This is a genomic window from Leptospira alstonii serovar Sichuan str. 79601 (assembly GCF_000347175.1).
GTDB lineage: Bacteria > Spirochaetota > Leptospiria > Leptospirales > Leptospiraceae > Leptospira > Leptospira alstonii.
Genome location: NZ_ANIK01000008.1, coordinates 61,869 through 84,998 on the forward strand (window position 1 = coordinate 61,869; position 23,130 = coordinate 84,998).

Annotated in this window: 14 protein-coding genes and 1 pseudogene; 6 read left to right on the top strand and 9 right to left on the bottom strand. The window is 43.4% G+C overall.

What is annotated here, in order from left to right:
- Positions 1–58 precede the first annotated feature (58 nt).
- Positions 59–949 carry an RNA polymerase sigma factor gene (locus LEP1GSC194_RS02520; protein ID WP_020772115.1) on the top strand — a complete coding sequence of 297 codons (891 nt, stop codon included), beginning with the start codon at positions 59–61 and terminating at the stop codon, positions 947–949.
- Here LEP1GSC194_RS02520 and LEP1GSC194_RS02525 read toward each other — a convergent pair.
- The 3 genes from LEP1GSC194_RS02525 to LEP1GSC194_RS02535 form a co-directional block, all read right to left on the bottom strand.
- Positions 918–1,127: a cysteine-rich CWC family protein gene (locus tag LEP1GSC194_RS02525; RefSeq protein ID WP_017808557.1), complete on the bottom strand. Its 210-nt coding sequence runs from the start codon at positions 1,125–1,127 to the stop codon at positions 918–920. The genes LEP1GSC194_RS02520 and LEP1GSC194_RS02525 overlap by 32 nt on opposite strands.
- A 21-nt stretch (positions 1,128–1,148) precedes the next feature.
- Complete coding sequence (locus tag LEP1GSC194_RS02530; RefSeq protein ID WP_020772134.1) at positions 1,149–1,589, bottom strand: GNAT family N-acetyltransferase; 441 nt, start codon at positions 1,587–1,589, stop codon at positions 1,149–1,151.
- A gap of 161 nt (positions 1,590–1,750) precedes the next feature.
- Positions 1,751–3,013: an esterase/lipase family protein gene (locus LEP1GSC194_RS02535; RefSeq protein ID WP_020772147.1), complete on the bottom strand. Its 1,263-nt coding sequence runs from the start codon at positions 3,011–3,013 to the stop codon at positions 1,751–1,753.
- Positions 3,014–3,147: 134 nt separating this feature from the next.
- On the opposite strand from LEP1GSC194_RS02535, the gene LEP1GSC194_RS02540 reads away from it, so the two are divergent.
- Positions 3,148–4,794, top strand: coding sequence for a B12-binding domain-containing radical SAM protein (locus tag LEP1GSC194_RS02540; protein WP_020772161.1), 1,647 nt, complete (start codon positions 3,148–3,150; stop codon positions 4,792–4,794).
- A gap of 195 nt (positions 4,795–4,989) precedes the next feature.
- On the opposite strand, the gene LEP1GSC194_RS02545 is transcribed toward LEP1GSC194_RS02540, so the two are convergent.
- Together LEP1GSC194_RS02545 and rsgA are read right to left on the bottom strand one after the other, a co-directional pair.
- Entirely contained in the window at positions 4,990–7,452 is a 2,463-nt protein-coding gene (locus LEP1GSC194_RS02545; protein WP_020772146.1) for a hybrid sensor histidine kinase/response regulator, read from the bottom strand.
- Between the two features lie 235 nt (positions 7,453–7,687).
- On the bottom strand, positions 7,688–8,767 hold the full coding sequence (gene rsgA / locus LEP1GSC194_RS02550) for a ribosome small subunit-dependent GTPase A (RefSeq protein WP_020772203.1): 1,080 nt from the start codon (positions 8,765–8,767) through the stop codon (positions 7,688–7,690).
- Between the two features lie 253 nt (positions 8,768–9,020).
- On the opposite strand from rsgA, the gene LEP1GSC194_RS02555 reads away from it, so the two are divergent.
- The 4 genes and pseudogenes from LEP1GSC194_RS02555 to LEP1GSC194_RS23525 all read left to right on the top strand — a co-directional run.
- Positions 9,021–12,434 carry an alpha/beta fold hydrolase gene (locus LEP1GSC194_RS02555; protein WP_020772150.1) on the top strand — a complete coding sequence of 1,138 codons (3,414 nt, stop codon included), beginning with the start codon at positions 9,021–9,023 and terminating at the stop codon, positions 12,432–12,434.
- A gap of 48 nt (positions 12,435–12,482) precedes the next feature.
- Positions 12,483–14,051: a GMC family oxidoreductase N-terminal domain-containing protein gene (locus LEP1GSC194_RS02560; RefSeq protein WP_020772183.1), complete on the top strand. Its 1,569-nt coding sequence runs from the start codon at positions 12,483–12,485 to the stop codon at positions 14,049–14,051.
- A 250-nt stretch (positions 14,052–14,301) separates the two neighbouring features.
- Complete coding sequence (locus tag LEP1GSC194_RS02565; protein WP_017809453.1) at positions 14,302–15,012, top strand: class I SAM-dependent methyltransferase; 711 nt, start codon at positions 14,302–14,304, stop codon at positions 15,010–15,012.
- 106 nt (positions 15,013–15,118) lie between these two features.
- A pseudogene (locus LEP1GSC194_RS23525) lies at positions 15,119–15,298 on the top strand (hypothetical protein); the annotation flags it as partial.
- A gap of 117 nt (positions 15,299–15,415) precedes the next feature.
- On the opposite strand, the gene LEP1GSC194_RS02575 reads toward LEP1GSC194_RS23525, so the two are convergent.
- The 4 genes from LEP1GSC194_RS02575 to LEP1GSC194_RS02590 all read right to left on the bottom strand — a co-directional run bounded on the left by LEP1GSC194_RS02575 (position 15,416) and on the right by LEP1GSC194_RS02590 (position 23,122).
- Positions 15,416–19,612, bottom strand: a complete 4,197-nt coding sequence (locus tag LEP1GSC194_RS02575) for an AAA family ATPase (RefSeq protein ID WP_020772117.1) — start codon at positions 19,610–19,612, stop codon at positions 15,416–15,418.
- Between the two features lie 325 nt (positions 19,613–19,937).
- Complete coding sequence (locus tag LEP1GSC194_RS02580; RefSeq protein WP_020772131.1) at positions 19,938–21,662, bottom strand: GMC oxidoreductase; 1,725 nt, start codon at positions 21,660–21,662, stop codon at positions 19,938–19,940.
- Positions 21,663–21,689: 27 nt separating this feature from the next.
- On the bottom strand, positions 21,690–22,124 hold the full coding sequence (locus LEP1GSC194_RS02585; RefSeq protein WP_017810044.1) for a hypothetical protein: 435 nt from the start codon (positions 22,122–22,124) through the stop codon (positions 21,690–21,692).
- Complete coding sequence (locus LEP1GSC194_RS02590) at positions 22,109–23,122, bottom strand: hypothetical protein (protein WP_020772162.1); 1,014 nt, start codon at positions 23,120–23,122, stop codon at positions 22,109–22,111. Before LEP1GSC194_RS02590 ends, LEP1GSC194_RS02585 begins: the two co-directional genes overlap by 16 nt.
- Between the last annotated feature and the right edge of the window lie 8 nt (positions 23,123–23,130).

The window sequence follows — 23,130 nt, forward strand, 5'->3', positions numbered from 1 at the left end:
CGAACAATAGATCGGTTTTAAATGCGTCTAAAATTGCAGCACATATAAGAAAAATAACATGAACAATCCTTTTACAGAAGAAAAATATCCCCTCCAAGAAGAGGATTCTATAATTGATCTTGCAAAACGAGGAGATGTGCAAGCGATCGAAAAAATCGTAAAAAATCATCAATCATGGATTTATAATATTGTTTTGCGTATGGTTTATGATCGCGAAGAAACCTCCGACATCACTCAGGAAATTCTCATAAAAGTAATTCAAAAATTACGGACTTTTAAAAAGGAAAGCAAACTCAGTACTTGGATTTATCGAATCGCGGTAAATCACGTTTTGCGTATGAAAAAAGGTCGGATCGAAAAAACGGCCTCCTCCTTCCGAAGTTACGGGAACGATTTGGATTCCATAAAAAACAGAAATTTATCGAAAGAAGAAGCGGGAAGCACCGAGAGGAAACTTCTCATCGAAGAGGCAAAAGTAAGTTGTATGTCGGGTATGCTGCTTTGTTTGAGCCGGGATCAAAGAATCGTATTTATACTAGGAGAGATTTTTTCCGTTAGCGACGCGATCGGCGCGGAAGTTACGGGCGTTTCCAGGGCGAACTTTAGAAAAAAATTATCCAGAGCGAGGAAAGATCTTTATAATTTTATGAATGAAAAATGCGGATTGGTGAATAAGGATAATCCTTGTCGCTGTTCTCGAAAAACGAAAGGGTTTATCGAGGCCGGAGTCGTAAATCCTGCGGAATTAAAATTTTCGGATATGTCCTTAAAAACGATTCGAAGAGTCGCCCCTAAAAAATCGGAAGAATACGAAGATTATGTGGAAGCCAAATACGCCGAGCTCTATCGAAAACATAAGTTTTTCATTCCGCCGAATCAGGAAAGTAATTTGCGGCTTATGTTTCAAGATCCGAAATTTAAGGATATATTCGATCTTTCAATTCCTTAAGACAAAAAACACAAAGACAATCCCCGTAATCTCCCTTGAGTTGTTTTAGAAGCTCGGAAGATAAATTCAAGGAAAAACATTCGCAGGAATTTGCGGCCGCTCCGCAGTCGAAAATTTTTCCGCAACGCTGACAGGACTTTGAGACGATTCCGGATTTTGAAAGATCTACTTCGGACATATATTCAAAAATTCAAATAAACTAAACAATCCAAGTATAGTGAAAATTTTTCTCGTCTTTGACAAAGCCGATCGACTCGTATAATTTTTGAGCCGTATGATTGTCGAGAGCCGTCTCTAACTGAAGATACTTGGCCCCCGTATTTCTCACAAGAGTTGCAGATTGTTCGATCAATGCCCTGGCTCCTCCTTTTTTACGATGTTCCGGTCGAACATAAAGATCGTTCAAAATCCAAGCCCGTTTCATGGATAAAGAAGTAAAGACGGGATACAACTGAGTAAAACCGCAATACGTTTCTCCATTTAATAATACATAGATTTTAGAATCTTGATTGAGAATTCTTTCTTCGATGAACTTCGTTGCACCCGAAAGATCCGAGTTTAGTTTATAGAACTGACGGTATTCGTCGAACAATTTTGCGATCTCGTGTAGATCTTGAATGGAAGCTTCTCTGATTTGCATTTTTGATTTTCCGAATAGAACCATTTTTGAAAGTTCTTACGGAATACAAGTTTAAAACTTTTTGGCGATACTTTGCATTCATTTACGAATCATTTTCATTTTCCAGGGGTTTTCCTTTCGAAGGAGATAAATTTCTACCGATTCCTCGGCGCCTTTTCGATTTAAAATCGATCGGTCAAAACTTTAGAAAGAATTTTACGAATCTCCGGGTGTATCACCACTTGATAGTGGGACGTTTCGAACAAACAATAGACTCGCGATTCAGGATCGGATTTTTTTCTATACACCTTGTCGCTTAACAAAGTAAGACTCGATTTTTCAACGATTCCGTCTCCGATCCAAGAGGACCATTTGGATTCTTCTTTCGTCACTAAACTATAAATCTGAGTCGCATTCACTTCGTCCAACTCTCCGAAATACAAATCGTTTACGTACCTCTTGATTTGATTATTTTGAATCCAATCCTCTTCTCGGATAATTCCGTGAGAAAGATCCTTGATCGCGTCGCTTCTTTGATTTCCGATAAAACCTAAGATACTTACCGGAAGGATCGGCAAAGATTCCGCTCCAAGTCCGAGCCAAAAACCGATCTTTTCTATATACGATCCCCCGTCGGGAGAATTGATCACGAGTGCGTGACGAATCCTATCTGAAAAAGACGAATTCTTTTGTTTAGCCTGATACAAGGCGCTTCTGAAAATCAGACCGCCTTGACTATAAGAAACGACGTCTAACGTTTTTTCTTTTACTTCGGGGGAATTCAAAAAATTCTCCACAAGATCCAACATCAGTTTTGCGTTCGTGGAAAGATGAACTCCCGGATTAAAACGAAGATAGACCGGGTAATAACCGCACTCTTTCATCGTATCGGAAAGAGGAACTTCTCCCTTTGCGTTCCAAAGCCCTTCGTCGCAGAAAAGCCCGGGAATACAAAGAATCAAATGCGGGAGTTTCGAATTTTTCCAGTCCATTATGATTTCTTGATATTCCACGTCCTTTCCGTTCAAACGAAACGACGCCCGGATATCGGAAGTGGTCACAAGTCCGGCAAAAGATTCTCCTACGATGCTCGAAACGGGAATGTTCTCGAAAAGAGTTCGTTTAACGACCATGTCCGCACTGTCAAGAGCGTCTAACGCAATATGCATCGCCTTTGCGGTGGAAGTCAAAGCCTGAGTCAAACCCTGTTCCGTTTTTTCACCGGCGTTTTTGAGAGATTCTCCGGACTTGGAAAAAAATTCCGCGAGACTCGTATTCTGAATCAGAGGAACTCCGGAAAGTTGAGACAACTGTTCTGACGACCAGTCGAAGGATTCCGTAAGAATCGAACGAACGCCTTCCAAGGTTCCCGCCGACACGTTCTCTGCGAGTCGAACCAACAGTTTACTCAGATCCATACTTGCTTGTGTGGGTTTGTAAGGCATTTTCGAATCTCCTGTCATTGCCCGCGAAGTATAACTCGGAAAGACGCTTCGGTCAACGGATAAAATTCAATTCGTCCGTTTTCGAGGAGGACGAAGAAGCTTGATCTTGTGATTCTTTTCGTTTCTATGGCGACATGCGTCTGCTTCTCATTCAACCGCCGGTGGAGGATTTTTACGATACGGATATCCGATTACAACCCATCGGACTTTGTTATCTCAAAGGCGCCGTGCAGAAATTTTTACCCGATATAGAAGTGATCATCCGCGATTTTCACAGAGGTCTTGGAAACAAACTCGCAGGAAGAAGAACGGTCCCGATCCCGAGCGAACTCAAATACTTAAAAGAATATTATCCGGTTCCGGATAAAAGTCCGTTCTCCACGTTTTTTGAATATTTTCATTTCGGAGCTTCCTACGAGGATATAACAAAAGAAGTGAAATCTCTGCAACCCGATCTCGTGGGAATTTCGTCCTTGTTTTCTCCCTATTATAGAGAGGCTTTAAAAACGGCGGGGGCCGTAAAAAAAGTATTGGACGTTCCCGTTTTGATGGGCGGTTCTCACGTTTCCGCTTGTCCGACACTGATGCTTTCCAACCCGAACGTGGACTTTATCATTCGAGGAGAGGGAGAAAAACCGATCTGTGATTTTTTAAAGGAATTTCAAACGGATAAACGTTATGCGCTCGTTGATTCTCTCGGATGGAAGGAGAACGGAAAACTTCGTCTGAATCCTGTTGGAGAAAATTTTTCGATCCCGGAACTTCCTCCTCCCGATCTATCTTCCTTATCGAAGGAACATTATCTTTTCGAAGGAAGGCCGATGCGTTTCATCATCACTTCCAGAAGTTGTCCGCATCGTTGCAGTTTTTGTTCGGTTCACACGACTTTCGGAACCAAGTACAGAAGAAACACGGTGGAAAAAGTGTTAAACGAAATCAAAGAGTCCTACGAACTCGGTTATCGGGTTTTCGATTTTGAAGACGACAATCTGACTTTCTTTCGTCCGGAGATGAAACTTCTCTGCCAAGAATTGATCCGGGCCTTTCCGAAAAAAGACGTTCGGTTCGTCGCAATGAACGGAATCTCTTACATCAGCTTGGACGGCGAACTTCTCGGCTTGATGAAGGAGGCGGGATTTACGAATCTGAATCTTGCCTTGGTCAGTTCCGATAAGCTCGTTCGAGAAACCACAAAAAGACCGCATACGATCGAAAAGTATCTTCAAATCGTTCGGGAAGGTTTTGAACTCGGATTTCAAATCACTTCGTATCAAATCCTTGGGCTTCCGATGGAAACCTTGGATTCGATGATTCAAACGATGGCGTTTAACGCGGCGCAACCCGTTTTGATGGGCGCTTCTCTTTTTTATCTGACTCCGAATTCTCCGATCGCTTCGGGTTTTCCGGAAAGAAACGAATCGGACATTTTCCTTTCCAGACTGACTTCGATGGCGATTCCTTCCGAACATTTCGAAAGGGAAGACATCTATTCCCTTTTTATCGTAACCCGCATTCTGAATTTTCTAAAAAGCGCCGCCGTCCCCAAGGAAACGACCGTCTCGCTAAATGAAGCTTTAAGAATATTAGAAAAACATGGAATTAGATCCTCGATCGGAGTTCGTCTTTTTGAAAAATTGCTCGATGAGAAAAAGTTATACGCTTTCACAAATCGAAATTGGATTCTTTTGGAAAAGTTCCGCTACGAAATTTTTGAAAGGGTTTTTTCCGGATTGGATCGGATCGTCGCTCTTTCCGGAGGGAAAATCGATCCGCAAAAATAATATAAAGCAGGAGTTCCCACATTTTTGTGAAACTAAAGTCTCACCTCACCGGACTCAATGAAACGCTCTCTAAGAATCGCGTTTCAGGTCGTTCGATGAGTTTTGGGACAAGTTCTTAGTTCGAGTTCGTTTTGAAACGGAAGATTTCGATTCGTTTTCGATTTTCGTAAAAAAAAATTCTAGTTTATACGAATATTATAATTTGCGGCGAGATGCTTCCACACGATCGGACCAAAAGTCCAAGGTCTTTTTGAAAATCGGTAAATCCAACGGCTTGAGAAGACAGTCGTTCATTCCTTTAACAACGTATTCTTCCTTACTACTTTCGATCGCATCCGCAGTCAAAGCGATGATGATCGGAAATTCCGCGTTTTCTTTTCTGGAACGAATCCATCTCGTAGCCTCGATTCCGTCGACCTCGGGCATATGAATATCCATAAGAATCAAATCGAAAATTTCCAACTGCATCCTTTCGATCACTTCTCTGCCGTTGTGAACGACAACCGGATCGTAACCCAATTTTTTAAGCGCTCTTTCGATCAAAAGGCAATTGGTTTCATTATCCTCCGCAATGAGGATTTTTATACTTTTAGGAATCGTATTCGAATAGGAGCTTTCCAGATCTTTCGTTTTTTCCGCTTCCAGAATCTTTTCGATTTCCGATTCGGAAGGAATGTCGTAAGTAATCGCAAACGAGAACTTGGAACCTTGACCTTCCTTACTCTCCAAGTTCAAAACTCCTCCTTGAAGTTCCACAAGTTGTTTCGTGATGCTGAGACCCAAACCGGAACCTCCGAACTTTCTCGCAATGGACGTATCGCTTTGTGAGAATGCGTCGAATACCTGTTTCTGCTTTTCGAAAGGGATTCCGATTCCGGAATCCAAAACCGTAAATTCTATCAAAACCTTATCGTTCGAAATATTTTTTTGAAACACGTTAAGAACGACTTCTCCGCGATTCGTGAATTTAATTCCGTTACCGGTAAGATTCCATAAAATTTGCCGAAGTCTAAGTTGATCCCCGTAAACGTATTCTTGAATTTCGAATTTACCTTCCAGACGAAAGTCGATTTGTTTTTGTTTTGCAAGAGGATATAAAAGATCGTGTATCTCGTCCAAAACCGAACGGATAGAAAACACTTCCTTATCCAGTGAAATTTTTCCAGCTTCGATTTTGGAAAAGTCGAGAATATCGTTGATAATCTGTAACAGCGATTTGGCGGAAATGGATAGAATTTTGACGTATTCTTTTTGTTCGTCGTTGAGTTTTGTGGTCCCCAAAAGTTGAACCATTCCCAATACTCCGTTCATCGGAGTTCGGATCTCATGACTCATGTTTGCAAGAAAGCTGCTTTTCACCTTGGCGGCCTTTTCCGCCGCTTCCTTCGCTTGAATCAATTCCCATTCGGTTTCTCTTCTCTGTTGGATCTCTTTTTTGAGAAGAACGACGTTCTTATGAACCTCGGACTGTAAACCTTCCTTCAGCCTAAATTCCAATTCCTTAATTCTTTGAACGAGCATGATCGAAAAAAGGACGGACTGGGAAATAAAGGCCAATTTTAAAAGATGAAGTGAAAGATAATCGATCGAAATCGCGCCAACGGCGCTTAAATTCGTGAGAATCCCGGCGATAGAAAATACCATATGAGTCAGCAAAAAAAATTTTGCTGACTTAAAACCGTCCCGAATCCTCACGATACAAAAATACGCGATGATTAAGTTGTTGATCAGTCCCAGATAATAGGCGAAACGATTCAGTTGGGTCGGATACAAAATCGAAAGCGGCATCAAAAGAAGATTGAAAACGACATAGACGATGATAACGATTTGAACCTTCTTTTCCTTTTTTTCCGGATACAAAAATTCCAGAGAAAACAAAAACAAGAACAAAGCGGACGTATAAATTAGAATCAGGACGACGGGAAGATAATAATGTCCGTACCCCGGTTTAAACAAGGGCAAAATCAAACCGTCCCAAGCAGTCAAGTAAATCGTAGAGAACAAAATCATAATAAAGTAATATAAATACGATTTTTCCCTAAAAAAGAAATACAACGACAGATTGTATAAACCCATCGCAATTCCGAAGCCGATGGTTAAGCCGACTAATATCGACCTGAATTGTTTCGTAAGGCCGTATTTTTTTTCCGATTCCAAAACGAAAGGAATACGAAAAGGGGTTTCGCTTTTGATCGTACAAACGATCTGAATTTCTTCTCCGGGGCGGAGATAAAAATCGAAAGTGGGAAAGTTTTCTTCGTAAACGCGGTTTGTTCCCGCAAGAATTTTTTGAATTCGATCCTGATTCCCGTATCGATAATGAATATCGACTTCTTCGAGATAGGGATTATATATTTCGAATATTCCATAATATTCCTTTTCGGTATCGTTCTTCAAAGGAATATAAAACCAGGCCTTTTTTTTCGTAAACCCCAGAGAGAACATTTCCGCCGGAATATTCTGAAATGAAAGAGAAGGATCTTTTGCAAAAATTCTTTCCTGAAAATTTTCGTTTTCAAAATCGCTGAAATAGTACACGAAGGAACGAAAGTAAGAGCTCTTCTGCAATTGGGAAATCTTTCCCGAAATAGGGGACTCCCCAAACAGAGAATGATTGAGCAGAAAGGTTATGCCGAATAATATTAAGAAAAATCTCATATTAAAAAATAAGAAACCGATCGTTGAAACGGTAATTTCGTTTCGATATAGTATCCGAAATTTGTTCTATAACTAACAAGATTTTTTAGACAAATCTTTTTTTGATCGGATTTTGGAATGAGACGGATAATTTGCGCTCATTCCGGCAAAGTAGGAGGAACCGAAGATCGGCTCCTCGATTTCATTTAGTATCGGATTTTAGGAAGAAAAGGCAATACGCTCTATCGGAATTACTTTAAATTCTTCCCTTATCCTTGAGTCGCTTCTGCAAGTCCTTGGACATTTGTTTGTCCTTTTGTTTTTTCTTTCTCGCTTCTTCCGGATCCGTAAGAACCTTGTAAGCCCGCAGTTCCTTTGAAAGTTTCAAATAAGAAGAATACCGAACCTCGCTGATCCGTCCTTCCTCCAAGGCCGCCGCAACTCCGCAATCCGGTTCTCCGTTATGCGAACAGTCGTTAAAGCGACATTCTTCCGCCGCCGCCGCGATTTCCGGAAAAATTTCCTCCAACTCGTCCTCGCCTCCTCCGGAAAAAAGACCGACCTCTCGAATTCCGGGATTATCCATAAGAATTCCGCCCGAAGGCAAAAGAAACAATTCCCTGTGAGTCGTAGTATGCCTTCCGGTTCCGTCGGAGGATTTCACTTCGTTCGTCTTTTGAATTTCGGCGCCTAACAATGAATTGATGATTGTGGATTTACCCGCGCCCGAAGATCCCAGAAACGCGATCGTCTTTCCGGGTTTGACGAACCGAAGGATCGTCCGAGTTTGCGATCCGTCCAAGGCGGAAATCATTTGGACCGGAATTTCTCCCGCGATCGTTTTGATTTCGGAAAATCTTTTTTCCGGTTCGACGCAGAGGTCTTGTTTATTCAATACGATCGTTACGTCCGCTCCGCTTAACTTAGCTAAAAACAAATAACGTTCGATTCTTCTCGGACTGTAATCGTTATCCAAACCCATAATCACGAGCAACAAATCAACGTTCGACGCGATCGCCTGTGCCTTGTTTCGTTTTCCCGGATCGTTCCTTCTTAAAAAAGTTTTTCTAGGAAGAATTTTCTCCACGATACAAAGATCGTCTCCGTCGATTTCCCGAACGAGAACCCAGTCCCCCGTTACGATCGATTCTCCCGAAGAAGTCAAAACGCCGGAGGGAATCCCTCTCAGTTCGCGTTGCTCTGTTAGAATTTTTGAATATTCTCCGTAAACGGCGATGATTCGCCCCGGTTTTAAGTTTTCGAGAGATTCGGCTTTCGAAAGAAAAAATTCCGGCTCCCACCCGTAAGATACGAGGATTGAAGTTGACTGTGACATGCGATTTCTTCCGATTTTAGGTAAAAATACAGAACGACCCTTCCCTTTTCGGAAAGCGAAGAGTTTAGATTTTCAGAATAGAATCAAACAATCATATGCGTATTTGAGACGTTAGCCTGTACGATTTCAGATCGGGCGTCAACCAAAGAATGACGTAAAATATTTCCGAGAATTCAAATCCTTAGGTCGCTATTTTTCTTGCAATATTTTCCTTTTTTGGAAACATTCTGCCAATTTAACCCAGGCAAAAACATTGATTCAAAAAATTTCTCAACCCATCGAAAAAATTAAAAGTCAATACGGAGCGGTCGTGATCGGTTCCGGTTACGGCGGCGGCATCGCTGCCTCTCGACTTTCCAGAGCGGGAATCGAGGTCTGTCTTTTAGAAAGAGGCAAGGAAATCAGACCGGGAGAATTTCCGAACAAGGAAATCCCCGCGCTTGGAGAGGTTCAAGCGAACTACGAAGACAAACATATCGGTTCCAAAACAGGTCTGTTTGATTTTCATTTTAACAAGGACATCAACGTTTTAGTCGGCTGCGGCCTGGGAGGCACTTCGCTTATCAACGCGAACGTTAGTTTGAGAGCGGTTCCGGAAGTGTTTCAAGATCCCGCTTGGCCGCGGATCATCCGTGAAGAAGCGAACAGTCACGGAATGGACCCCTATTATTCCCTCGCGGAAGAAATGTTAAGACCGAACGTTCTTCCGAGTCGATATCGCAATCTTGCAAAACACCAGGCGCTTAAAACTTCCGCGGCGTTTTTAAAGAAAGAATTTTATCCCACTCCGATCAACGTCACGTTCGAATCCAAGATCAATCACGTCGGAGTTATGCAGGAAGCTTGTACGAACTGCGGAGATTGTGTCACGGGTTGTAACGTATCCTCCAAAAACACGACTCTGATGAATTATCTTCCGGACGCGGTTAACTTCGGAGCGCAGATCTTTACGGAGGTAAAAGTAAATTACATCGAAAAAAAAGACGACTCTTGGTTGGTTCATTTCATTCCTCTCGGAATGGATCGCGAGAAATTCAGCAACGACGAATTGTTCATCCGAACCGACACGGTGATCCTCGCAGCAGGGGCCCTGGGTTCCACGGAAATTCTTCTTCGTTCCAAGGAAAAAGGACTGAACGTTTCGGACGCGGTCGGAGTTCGGTTTAGCGGAAACGGAGATATGTTAGGATTTTCTTATAATGGAAATACGACAATCAACGGAATCGGCTTCGGATCCAAAAAAACGAACGGAAACGCCAACGTCGGTCCTTGTATTACGGGAGTAATCGATACCCGCAAAGGCGCCCCTCTAAACGAGGGAATGATCGTCGAAGAAGGTTCGATTCCGGGCGCGATACGCGGTCAATTACCGGCGATTTTTGCGTTGGGCTCGGAATTCACAGGAGTAAAAACCAAAAAAGGTTTTGTCCAATGGGTACTTGAGAAAATTAGAATTTTCTTAAGTTTTATTCTGGGCCCTTATCGAGGTGCGGTTAAAAATACTCAGACTTATCTCGTGATGGCTCACGACGGAAACGACGGCAAGATGTTTCTCAAAGACGATCGATTGAGAATTTCCTGGCCGAACGTCGGGAAAAAACCGATCTTCGAAAAGATAAGTACGATTTTAAAAGAAGCCACGGTTCCTTTGCAGGGAACCTATATTAAGAATCCCGTATGGAATCGTTTGACGGATCAGGATTTGATTTCCGTACATCCGCTCGGCGGTTGTCCGATGGGAGAAGACGCCTCCTCATCCGTCGTAAACGAGAACTGTCAGGTTTATTCGGGTACGAGCGGCTCCGCGACCCATAACGGATTGTATATCATGGACGGTTCCGTGATCCCAAGATCTTTAGGAGTCAATCCTTTGCTTACGATCTGCGCGATTTCGGAAAGAGCCTGCGAAAAACTCACGGCTCAAAAAGGACTCAAGATCGATTACAATCTCCCTTCTTATCCTAAAAACACGGACGTTCCGGACGATACCACTTTGGGAATCGAATTCACGGAATGTATGAAAGGATTCTTTTCCACTCAATCGAAAGAAGACGCGGATAGAGGTTATCAAATCGGTAAAGACGAAGGATCTTCCATCGAATTCCTGCTTACGATCCGAAGTGAAAATCTGGAGGAGATGGTCGGTAACCCCGATCACAAAGCCACGTTATTCGGCACCGTAAAAGCTCCCGTCCTTTCCAAAGATGTGATCACGGTCACTGGCGGAGAATTTTTACTTTTCATTTCCAGAGAAGACCGAGTGGAAACGAGAAACATGGTCTATCGTATGATTCTCAATACGGAAGAAGGTAAAAAATATCTTTTTGTAGGGGCCAAGTGGATTCAAAACGACGGACTCACGAACATCTGGAGAGACACGAGCACCCTCTTTACGACCGTTTACGACGGTGAAACCGAAAATTCTCCCGTACTTGGAAAAGGAATTCTGCATATTCTTCCCGAGGATTTTGCAAAACAAATGACTACGATGAAGGTCATCAATGCGAAATCTGTACTCGACGACGTCAAAGGAATGGCGAAGTTCGGTTCGTTTTTTGCGGGAGCGTTATACGACGTTTACGGCGGAGTTGCGAGTTCGATCGTTCCCTGGGACAAGGACGCAAGACCCAGAACGAAAAGACCTCTTCGTGTTTCTTCTCCCGAAGTTCATTTTTTTAAAACCACGGACGGAGCGGACTTAAGACTTTTAAGATATAAGGGCGGCAATAAAGGTCCGGTTCTTTTATCGCCGGGTCTTGGAGTTTCCAGTTTGATTTTCAGCATCGATACGATCGATACCAATCTTTTGGAATATTTGTTTGAAAACAAGTACGACGTTTGGCTCTTCGATTATAGAACTTCGATCGCCCTTCCCTCCGCGCCGCTTCCGAATACGGGAGACGTAATCGCGACCAAGGATTATCCGGCCGCGGTTGATAAGGTTCGAGAACTTACCAAGGTCGATAAGATTCAAGTGGTGGCTCATTGTTTCGGAGCAACCACGTTTACAATGGCCTTACTCGCAGGTTTGGAAGGAGTTAGATCCGTCGTACTGTCGCAGGTTTCGGCTAACGTAGAAGTTCCGACCTCGATGGATATCAAAGTGGGATTTCATACCGCGGAAATTTTGGACGCGCTCGGAGTGGAAGACATGACGGCTTATACGAGCGATCGGGACGGATGGTTGGATAAATTTTTCAACTCCGTTTTGGCCCTACAACCTCAATCCCTTTTCGCTCACGACGTAAATCCGGTCAGCAGAAGAATCACCTTTCTTTACGGAAGCCTCTATAAATTAGAAAATCTGAATGAAGAAACCTATCGATACGGTTTGGGGGAAATGTTCGGAGTATCCAATATCAAGGCGTTCGAACATTTATCCAAGATGATCCGCGCGCACAAAGTGGTGAATGCGGAAGGCGGAGACGTTTACGTTCCGAATTGGGATCGACTCAACCTCCCGATCACGTTCATCCACGGATCGGAAAATCAGTGTTATCTTCCGGAAAGTACGGAATTGACTTACAAAAAGTTGATCGACCGTTTTAATCCTTCCCAGTATAGACGTCACGTGATTCCGGGTTACGGACATATCGATTGTATGTTCGGTAAAAACGCTCACAAAGACGTGTATCCTTTGATTCTCCAGTCCTTAAAACAGTATTGAGGAATCTTTAATTTTAAAGATTTATAATATAATTTCACGGAAGAAAATATGTCAAAAGACAACGTATACTACGACGCTATCGTAATCGGCTCCGGATTCGGAGGTTCTATCAGCGCTTTAAGACTTTCCGAAAAAGGTCAAAAGGTTCTCGTTTTGGAACGGGGAAAAAAATATCCTCCGGGATCCTTTCCGAGAGACGTGCGTCAAACGGACAATCTACTCTGGCGTTATCCTAAAAAAAGAAAATCCCTAGGACTTTACGAACTCAACTTTTTCAGCGGACTCGGAACCGTGACCGCTTCGGGTTTGGGAGGAGGTTCTTTGATCTACGCGAACATTCACATTCGACCCGATCAAAAGGTTTTTGAAGATCCTCGTTGGCCGGCTCCGTTCAATCGAAACTACTTGGATCCTTATTTCGATAAGGTCGCCTCCGAATTCGACGTAAAACCCGTTCCGCCGGAATGGGATCTCCCGAAAAGAAATAAATTTCGAGCCGCTGCGGAACTCAATCGACATACTTATTTCGATCCGGATGCGGCCGCGAGCTGGCTTAAACCCTCCAGGCCGGGACAATCCACGTGTCAACGTTGTGCGGAATGCGAGTTCGGATGTAATTACGGAGCCAAAAATACATTAGATTTTAATTATATTGCTGACGCTCAAAAAAACGGCGCCTTGTTTCAAACGAATTCTATAGTATCGCATATCGCTCCCGATCCCAAAAACGGTTACGCGGTTTACTACGAAAACACGGAAACCGGAGAGAAAAAAACCGCATACGCAAAAAGGGTCGTTCTTTCCGCGGGAACGTTAGGCACCAATCGAATTCTTTTCAACAGTAGGGACAGGTACAAAACGCTACCTAATCTCAGCAAACATCTCGGAAAAGGATATTCCGGAAACGGAGATTTTCTGGGCGGAATCGAATCGAGTAAAACGGATCTAAAACCTTGGGACGGCCCGGACGTAACGACCGTAATCAATTATTTTCCGCAAGGATTTCAATTCACTCTGGCCGCGCCGACTTTCAGTCAACCCGTAATGACCGTGCTTGCTTCATTAGGAATTGCTAAACCGAATTGGTTTTTAAGATTGATCGGACCTTTTTTTTGGAAAAGTTTAAAATGGATTCTTCCTTTCGTGTTTAGAAAGGGATTACTTTCAAAACCTTTGCCTCCCGGTCTTCCGGGTGCGGGCGATCCCACCTACATGACAAACCTATTTGCAATCGGAAGGGACAACGCAAACGGTAGAATCGTCCGCCGCGGTAAGAATATCGACGTGAAGTGGAATTACGCCAAGGAAAACCGAACTCTTATTCAAGATATGACGGCCTCCATGCAACAGATCGGAGACGCATACGGAGGACAATTCGGACCGTTAGCAAGTTTTTTATTATTCAATCGGATCATTTCGGTGCATTCTCTGGGAGGTTGTATTCTCGCCTCTAATCCGGACAAGGGGGTCGTATCCGAAACCGGAGAAGTATTCGGTTATAAAAATTTATTTATCGCGGACGGATCGGTCATCCCTTCTTCAATCGGATTTCATCCGGTGATGACGATTTCCGCAGTGGCCGAACATACGGCCGCCTCAATCTGTGCGGGATTATAATTCGGCATAGAAAACCGCGCTTGAACTCAATCCTGCTTGCCCAGATGCCGATCATCGAGAGGCGTCTGCCTAAGTTTCCTCGGTCGCAACATATCATCGCTTTCACATTGGTTATACCGAACTCACAATAATACATATTTTCTGAATACAAGAAGATCCTAATGTGTTTTCGGAATATACTTGAAAGATTTGAGGAAAAATAAATCATTCCTTATACACGGTAAATTCCGGAATATAAAAAGGATTAAAAATGCAACAAAATCAACTGTATATCGATCTTGGTATGTCTGAAAATCAGTACAGTCCGGAAGTCATAGAAGGACAACAGGTTTATACTCCGAGTTTTCTGAGGTTTTACGACCTCATCGTTTTAAATATCATCAGCCGATGGTTCTGGCGATGCCCTCCTCAAAACATGATCAACCTCTACAACAAAAATTTGAGCGCCAATCACTTGGATATCGGAGTGGGAACGGGTTATCTTTTGCAAAACGCCAAATTCCCGGTTGAAAAACCCACTCTATCCGTAATGGACTTGAATCCGAATTCCCTGATCGAATCCAGAAAGAGACTTTCCAAAATCGCGGGACAATTCAACGCATATAGAGCCAACATACTGGAACCTATCAACACAAAAGAAAAATTCGATTCGATCGGACTGAGTTTTTTATTTCACTGCGTTCCCGGACCGATCCGCACAAAGGCATCGATCGCATTTAAGAACTTGATTCAGATCCGCAAACCGGACGGAGTCATTTTCGGTACGACCGCGTTGCACGATCTCGGACAAACTCATTACTTATCCAGAAGAGGAATGAAAAATCTAAATCGGGAAGGCGTTTTCCATAATACGGAGGATACGTTCCCGGATTTGGAAGCGGCGCTCAAAGAAAACTTCGAAGATTATGAGTTGTATGTGATCGGAGTCATCGCATTTTTTGTAGGACGAAAAGCAAAGTAAGGATTTATTCCAAAACATAGTCCCCAAAGATTTTTAAATCCATAAGAGGAATATTCAAATGAAAAAACAAACTTCTTGGACGGGCTAACTACTCGTCCTCGCCGCAATCCTATTTTGGTTGAGCTGGTTTTTAATGCCCGATCCGGGAACGACCGACAGTGCGCACATTCTCGAAATCGTAAAAAAATCCAGAATGTCCGTATTCAGTTCCGTGATCGTGCAAATTGTTTCTTCGGTTTTATATACGGTCGTATTATCTTTCGACCTTACTTTTTATATCGATTCTTTTCGCGGCTATGTTCGACTTCTTGTATCTTCGGTTGATTATTTTTGCAGGAACCTTTTGAGTTTCCCGACTCTCAAGTTTTTTCTTATATAAGAAATACGGCATTGAACAAGTTGCTCAAACGATCGAACTTTTTTCCAAACGTTTTAAATCCGCCTTAGCTTCGAGTTGTTGTAGAATTCCCTTTGCGATCGAAATACGATTTTTATCTTCCAAAAGCAACCCGGCCTCATACAGTGCGGTCGCGTATTCCCATTGATTCAACGTATTGGACAAAAAGGATTCCGCTTCTTTAAAGATGGACTCCGCTTTTTTTCGGTCGCCGCCGTAAAATTGCAACTTTCCTTTGAGCATCAAAGCCGGACCGTAAAGATACGGAAGAGACTTTCCGAGTTTTAAAGCGCTTTTTAAACCGTAATTGATGATCTTATTCAGACTATTATCGCCCAATTCCCTCTTCGCATAAAGAGCGGCTTCGGCGAAATAAACGTTTCCGATTTGAAGTTGCGGAAATTTCACTTCGCATTTTAGGAATCCCGCATAACTTCTTTTAGACCAGTGAGCCGCTTTTTCAGGCCAGCTTTCGAGCATCGCAAGTTTTAATAGTTTATTGATTGTGGAAAGTTCGTTCATCACGTCGTTTTCCAAAGCGGCTCTTTCCACTTCGATTAACAATTTTTTTTCGAGTTCGAGGGAATCTACTTCGCCGAGAAGATATCCGAAATACGGGGACCAGATCCGAGTCCATCGAAGTTGCAACTGAGCGCCTAAATCGCTTGCGATTTCTCCGATATCGTCAAAGTATTTTTTTGCGGTTCTAAAGTCGGATTGAAAATAATAGAGAAACCCGCCCGAAGAAAGCGCGGAAAGCAGATCCCATTTCTCTCCGACCTGACGATAGATTGAAATCGAATCGTGAAGGAACGGAAGTCCCAGATCCGGACGATTGAGCATCATATAATATACGCCTTGCATCAAAAGGCTAATCGCTCTTGCATAAGGATCGCCCGTTTTTTCGGCGAGTTCCCTTCCTTTGATCAAAAAATGCTTCGAAGGTCCGAACAAATTCATTCCCACAAAAACTTGGCCGAGCGCACATTCCGCAAGAGATTGACGAACGGGATCTTCGAATCGTTGAGTTGCGTTGTACTGAGTGAACACGGACCAACCGAACTTCTTAACGTCCTTCATGATATACATCTTTGCCAACGTAACCAAAATGATACATCTGAGTCTCAAACGTTCCGCTTTGTCCGAAGAAGTATAAGAGGATCCGAAAATGGAAAATCGAAGAACAAAAGTAAGTTGTAATACGATTTTTAAAATCGTATCGGGCCTACTTCCGGGTGGACGAATTCCGGTGATCCGCAATGCCTTTTCCAAGGTTTCCATCGCGCGGGAAATATCGTCCTGCTCTTGATAAATCTGACCGAGCCCGGTATAAGAACGAATCAAATTGAGCGTGGATTTGTTTTCCAAACATTCCTTAAAAAGGACTTCGGCGATCGAATATTCTCCGAGCTGGCGATGAACGTGTGCAAGCTCTTCTTTGACTTGGTAATAGGTTTCGCTTTTTGTTTTTTCAAACTGAGCGATCATCTCCAAAGCCTTGCCGTAGTGATAAATCGCGTCTCTGTTCGCGTATTTGCTTCTCGCCTTACGGGCCGCCATCAAAGAATACTTGGAGGCTTTTTCAAAATCCGAACATTGCTGATAGTGAAACGCGAGAATGTCCGCCATCTCAATCACGTTGTTTTCGTTTTCTTTTTCGATAAACGAAGCGATTCTTTTGTGAAGATCCTCTCTTGTGGAATGTAGAAGAGTGTTATAAACGATATCCCGAATCACGATATGTTTGAAGATATACGTAAGAGGATCCGTAACCTCGAGAGGAGTCAGATCCAAACCTTCCAAACTCTGCATAATGTTCTGAATTTGAGAACGGAACTCCGGCGGTAATAAGTGATTGAGAGTTTCAACGTTGATTAAACGCCCGATTACGGATGCGGTTTTTAAAACGATCTTTTCCCTTTCCTGAAGACGATCCACGCGGGCGAGCAAAACGTCGTTTAACGTATTCGGAATCTGGATATCCCGGGTTTTATCGGAAGTAGACAGGGTTCCGTCCTCTAATTTTTTAAGAGTTCCTTCTTCGATCAAGTTGTGAACGATGGACTCGAGGAAAAACGGGTTTCCGCTGGATCGGTTGAGAATCTGATCCAAAAACTCCTCCTGGCTCGTGTCCATTTTGAATTTATGAATTAGAAAATCCTTCGCTTCTTCCGGTTTGAATTCTTTCAAACGAATGAGTTCTTCGTTAGGCGAAACCGTCTCTTCCGCGAACTGTCCTTCCGGTCTGGATACGAGGATGAGCATCGCTCTCATCCCAGGCAATCTCGAAGCGAGTTGCTCCAAAAGGCGACTGGAAAGTTCGTCGATCCAGTGAACGTCTTCGAAGATCAGCATCAACGGTCTTGCTGCGGCTCGTTCCTGCAACAAGGAGATTATGATTTCAAACAATCTTTCATTCTTTTGTTTTCGATCGATCTCTTTTGTAAGAGGATCTTCTTCCACGGGAACTCCCATCAAAGCTACGAGCGCTTTGGCCCAAGCGACGTCGAACGAATTCAAATTATCTAATGCTTTTTCCGCTTTCGAAACTCTTGTTTCCGGAGAATCGTCCTCGAAAATTCCGAGAAAGAGGGTCAACAATTCCTTCCAAGGATAAAACGGAGTGAACTTTTCGTACGGATAACAATAACCGATGAGGATCTCGACGTTTCGATCGTAGGCCTGATCGATAAAAGTGTTTGTCAATCTGGATTTGCCGAGTCCGGCGTCCGCGATAATTCTGCAAACCACTCCGCTTTTTTCCATGGAAACGTCCAACATCTTGTGGAGACGATCGATCTCTTCCTTCCTTCCGATCATCTTATCCCTATATTGGATCAAAAGTCCGGGAATATTCTTTTGCTCTGACGTTAGCTGAAATACCTTCTTAGCTCCCGAGACTCCTTTGAGCTCGACGTCTCCCACTTCGTGAAAGGAGAAATTATTCCCTAATTTGCTTTTCGTTTGAAAATCGATGAGAATTTTTCCGATATGATCGGAAAGAGTCGCAAGTCTCGCGGCGATATTCATCATCTCACCGATGGCGGTAAAATCCTTTCGGAAAGGCGCTCCTAAATCTCCGCAATACGCCATCCCCGTCGAGATCCCGATCTGCAAATTTTTTGCCGCAGGATAATTGGAGGCACCTTCCAGAAGTCGAATCGCAAATCGAGCGGACAACGCTTCCTTGTTTTCAAGCGCGGCAGGAGCTCCGAATAGAATACTGAACACTCCGCCTTTGTCGGATAAATCGGTAAGTACGAACGTTCCGGAACAGGAAGCCGCGGCGCTTTGGACGTATACAAAAAAGTCGTTAAAACTTTTCGAATCCGTGTTCGACTCCAAAGGAGAATCGATTCGAACAAAAACGGAAGCCACTTCGCGGTAATCTCCAGAAAAAGCCTTGTGAATATTGGTTACTCTTTGATACAACTCCGGCACGATAAAACGTTTGCAACGTTTGAAAAAACGTTCGTCCGAAATTCTTTCTTCCGCCGCGGAACGGGCCGGAGGTGGGACGATATTCTCGCATTTTTCGCAATCAATCAGACGATAGAAATTGGAATCAACGCTCTCGCCGACTTTGGATGCCGGAAGAAGGTCCCAGAGCCCGGCGCTGAGAATGATTTCCCCGCCTAACGTGTGTTTTTCGGCGGAAATGGATTGGTCCACCGGAGCGCCTGCGATCACGGCCCTTAAGAATCGGTCCGGTTCTCCTAAGATAAATTCCTGATATACTCCGTAAGCCAAACCAACTCGAGCCGGAAGATTTACGGTTTCGCCCAAAAGTTCGTTGGAGACATATTCGGAAATCGAATTAAAAATTCCTAATGCACAATTCGCGACCCGAAGCGCGGCTCCCGCATCGGTTTCACCGTCCCTTTTCTCGAAACTGACTAAAACGGAATCTCCCGCAAATTGATAAACCGCCCCGCCCCATTGACTGAGATGTTTTAACAACCCCGTATAATAATTGGAAAGAACGGTTTGTAAGGCGTCGATTCCCCGCGTTCCTTTGGCGGCTAACGCCAATGTGGTGGGAGTAAACCCGACAACGTCGAAAAACAAAATGGCGCCTTCGAAGGACTGCGACCTTTGCAGTTTCGACTCGCCGAAATCCGCTAATCTCCGAACGATCCCGGAGGGTAAATAAGGTCTGATCAATTCCAGTGTGTCTTTGGGGGATTCCGTTGTGCTATTCATAACAATCCTAAAAACGAATATTATTTTCGTGTATTCAATTTTGCAAGCCGGATAGGCAAATCGATATGACTTATAAGAGCCCTTACCAAAAATCTCAAGTGAAATTGTCTACAAATATCGGCAAATTCTTAACAAAATGCAGTAGTTCCCTCACCTGTTAGTGAATAGATGTCAGCGAATCAACGAATAGGCGACCTTGCTTAACATGAAATTCGTTGAGAAAATTTGGGCGAATAAGAAACTAAAGCACAACATTCCCTACGGGTCATGATGCGGGTCTAAACATACAATCGCTTTCGCATTTTTAACACCAAATTCATGTTAGTTAAAGATTAGCAGTCGGTTTCAATCCCGTAATCCCCTCGGCCACTCTTTCGGAAAGGGCGGCGATCGTCATAGACGGGTTTGCGCCGATCGCGGTTGGAGAAAGGCTACCGTCGGCCACGTAAAGTCCTTGATACGAAAAAACCTGTCCGAAAGTTTTAGAGTCCGCCGAAGTTACGGCGTCGGCTTTCGAATTCCCGAGGACACAACCGCCTAGAGGATGTACGGAGACGTTGTTCCGAATCGGCCAAGACCAAGTCGGAAGCGGAAAATAAAAATCGGTTTTGATAAACGAAGCAAAATCCTTCATCACTCCGAGAATCGCTTCATAAAGCGACATACTATTTTTTTGAGGCCATTGAATCTGAAATCCTCTTTTGCGATCCAAAACCATTTGACCGTCCGCGCGATCGATTCCCATACAAAGCAGCACCGCCGACGTGTAAGAAAGATCCCCTTTCAATAGTTCGCTCATCAGATAACCTACTTTTCCGAAAATTTTTCCGTCCAAAAATCGTCGTAAAAGTTCGCCGAGCATGTGAAAGAAAAATCCGATCCTTAAAAACCAAGGAACTGCGGCCGCGGCAAAATAAGCGGCGAATACCGGATAACTTGCGTCTTGAAGAATAAAAGCCTTTTTAGGATCGTAACTTTTGAATAAGTTATAATCCGTGTATTGTGTGATTACCGGACCGTAGTTCGGATTTGCCGGTTCTTTTCCTTTGATTGCAAAGGACAAAAAATCTCCGTTGCCGGAAAATTGTTTTCCTAGATGATCCGAAATATCGGGAAGGGTTTTGAATTCCTTCTTACATTTGAGAAGAAGTTCGGTACTTCCTAACGTGCCCGCAGAAACTACGACTCGTTTTGCAACTACGGAAGTCAATTCCCTCGTTTGTCCTGAAAGATCCCGGAAATAAACTCGGTAACCGTTTTCACCGTGGCAAGAAGGATTGTCCTGTCCATCCGGTCCGAGAGGAACGATCTTTTGAACCAGATGTTCCGTTCTAACGTCCGCCTTATACTTGTTTTCCGCGACAAAAAGGTAATTCAGATCCAAAGTATTTTTGGAATGTGTGTTACATCCTATATCGCATTCCGCACAATAGGTGCAGGAAGTTTGAACGGCTCCGTATCGATTTTTTTCCTGAAGTCCTATCGGGGTGGGATTTTTAAAATCGTTACCGAAAAAGACGTTGATGTCGGCGAGTTTGGATTCGCGGCCCGCGTGTTTTGCGAACTTTTGATAGAGTGTAGTCCGAACGACTTTTCTGCGAGGATCGTTGTTAAGCGGAATAGGCCTGGAGCCCAAAATTTCTTTTACAATTTTATAATATGCTGTTAAACTCTTCTTTTTTACGTTCGCGGGCCAACGTTCGTCAAAGACATGATCCGGCGGTTCGAGAAACACATTCGCGTAAATCAAAGATCCGCCGCCGAGCCCTGCGGAAATAACGACGTCCATGTTCTTGTAATTTCGAACGTCGAATAAACCCGTTTGATTCAATTTGGAAAGTTTTCTGGGACGGGCTTTGGAACTTTTCTCTTCGGGAACGTTCCAAAAATTCTTGGACATATCGTGCGGAGAACGGGGGAAAGAACCCTTTGGATAACGTTTTCCGCGTTCCAGAATCAAAACCTGGCCGGGCCATTTTTTACTCAACCTACAACCGTTTACGGCTCCGCCGAATCCGGTACCGATCACAACCGCTTCGTATTTTTTCATCACAACCCCGAATATTATGTTCGTACATTAAAATAAACTAAACTCAAAATGATTCAGGAGATAAATCCCGATGATCAAAGCCCCCAGAAAGGAAACAAATGAAAACAAAAAATGAATCTTATCCCATTTTTCCAGGGATCGAAACCCCTTATAAATCCGTTTCGAAGACCATTTAGGCAGTTCCTCCAGTTCGTCGCCCAATTTGTGAAGATCCACAAACGTCAATAGGATCAGGAACAAAGTTAAAATCAAAAGAAGCGGATTGATCGCACCTGAAACGGTGCAAAAAACCTCTCCGGTATAACTCAAATTTCCCCAACATACGAAACTGCGAAAAGAAATCCAAGCCATCAAAATCGGAAATCCCGCGAATACGATCAGGACTTCTCCCCAAATCGACTTCTTCTTAATTTTTCTTTTTCTTTTTTTACGCGGGTGCTCTTCGCTTAACGATTCTGCCATAAGTCGTCTCCCTCGTAGAGTTCGATTTGTTTACGGGACTTTTCGTCCTTAAAGTAACCCAGACTTTTCCAAACGTTCAAAGAGACTTGTTTGTAAATTTTCCAAGACCCGCCGCAATCCGGAGTGAATGGAATGTCCTTTTGTTCGACTACTCTCCGAACGTATTCTTGACAATTGGCGGCGGGATAACGATCCTTCTGTATAGGATTGTATTTTGGAAAAGAATCGGATTCTCTCAATCGATGTAATAAAATTTTTCTGAGTTTGTCCTCGCATTTCCTTCCGAAGATACAATGCCAAGGATTGTTGTTTCCGGTAAGTTCCCTGACTTTTTTAAAGTCGTCATTGATTACGATTTCCTTCAGATCGGAACGAAACAGATTCGGAATTCCTTTCGCATAACTTTCCCATTCTACAACACGATCGTCGTTGTAAACCGGATGATCGGGCAATGTCATATCGGAAGCGTGCCCTCTTCCCGTAGGATACATCTTTTTAGAATTCCGTAATTTACGATGTGCGAATGAATCTCCCAATAGATGAAAAGCAAAACCTAACGCGCATAATTTTTCGGGAGATTTTTCCTTTTTAGAAGTAAGTTCCGTACGCAGTCGATCCAAAGTTACGATGGCAATATTACGAAGATGTTCGCTATCTCCTCCGGTCAAACCGTGTAACAACTGTTGCACTTCGGCCATTCTCCCGAGGGTTTTAGGAGAACCTTTATCGGTAAAAACCCAAAGTATATAATCGAATGGATGTTCAAGAGCCAACTTTTGGTATACGGAAATCGCGTCCAACTCGGGAACCTCGTCCGGAAGCTGAGTACAAAAAGCGACAAGAGCGATTTCCTCTTTAGTTAGGGGAGAAGAAGTTTGAAAGTTATTTAAAACGGTTTGAACCGTATAAAAATGTCCGTCTTCCTGATACGCATTCAAGCCGTGACATAACGGAAACAACAGAATCAGTAGGTATTGAGTCAATTTCTTCCAAGACATAGATCGAC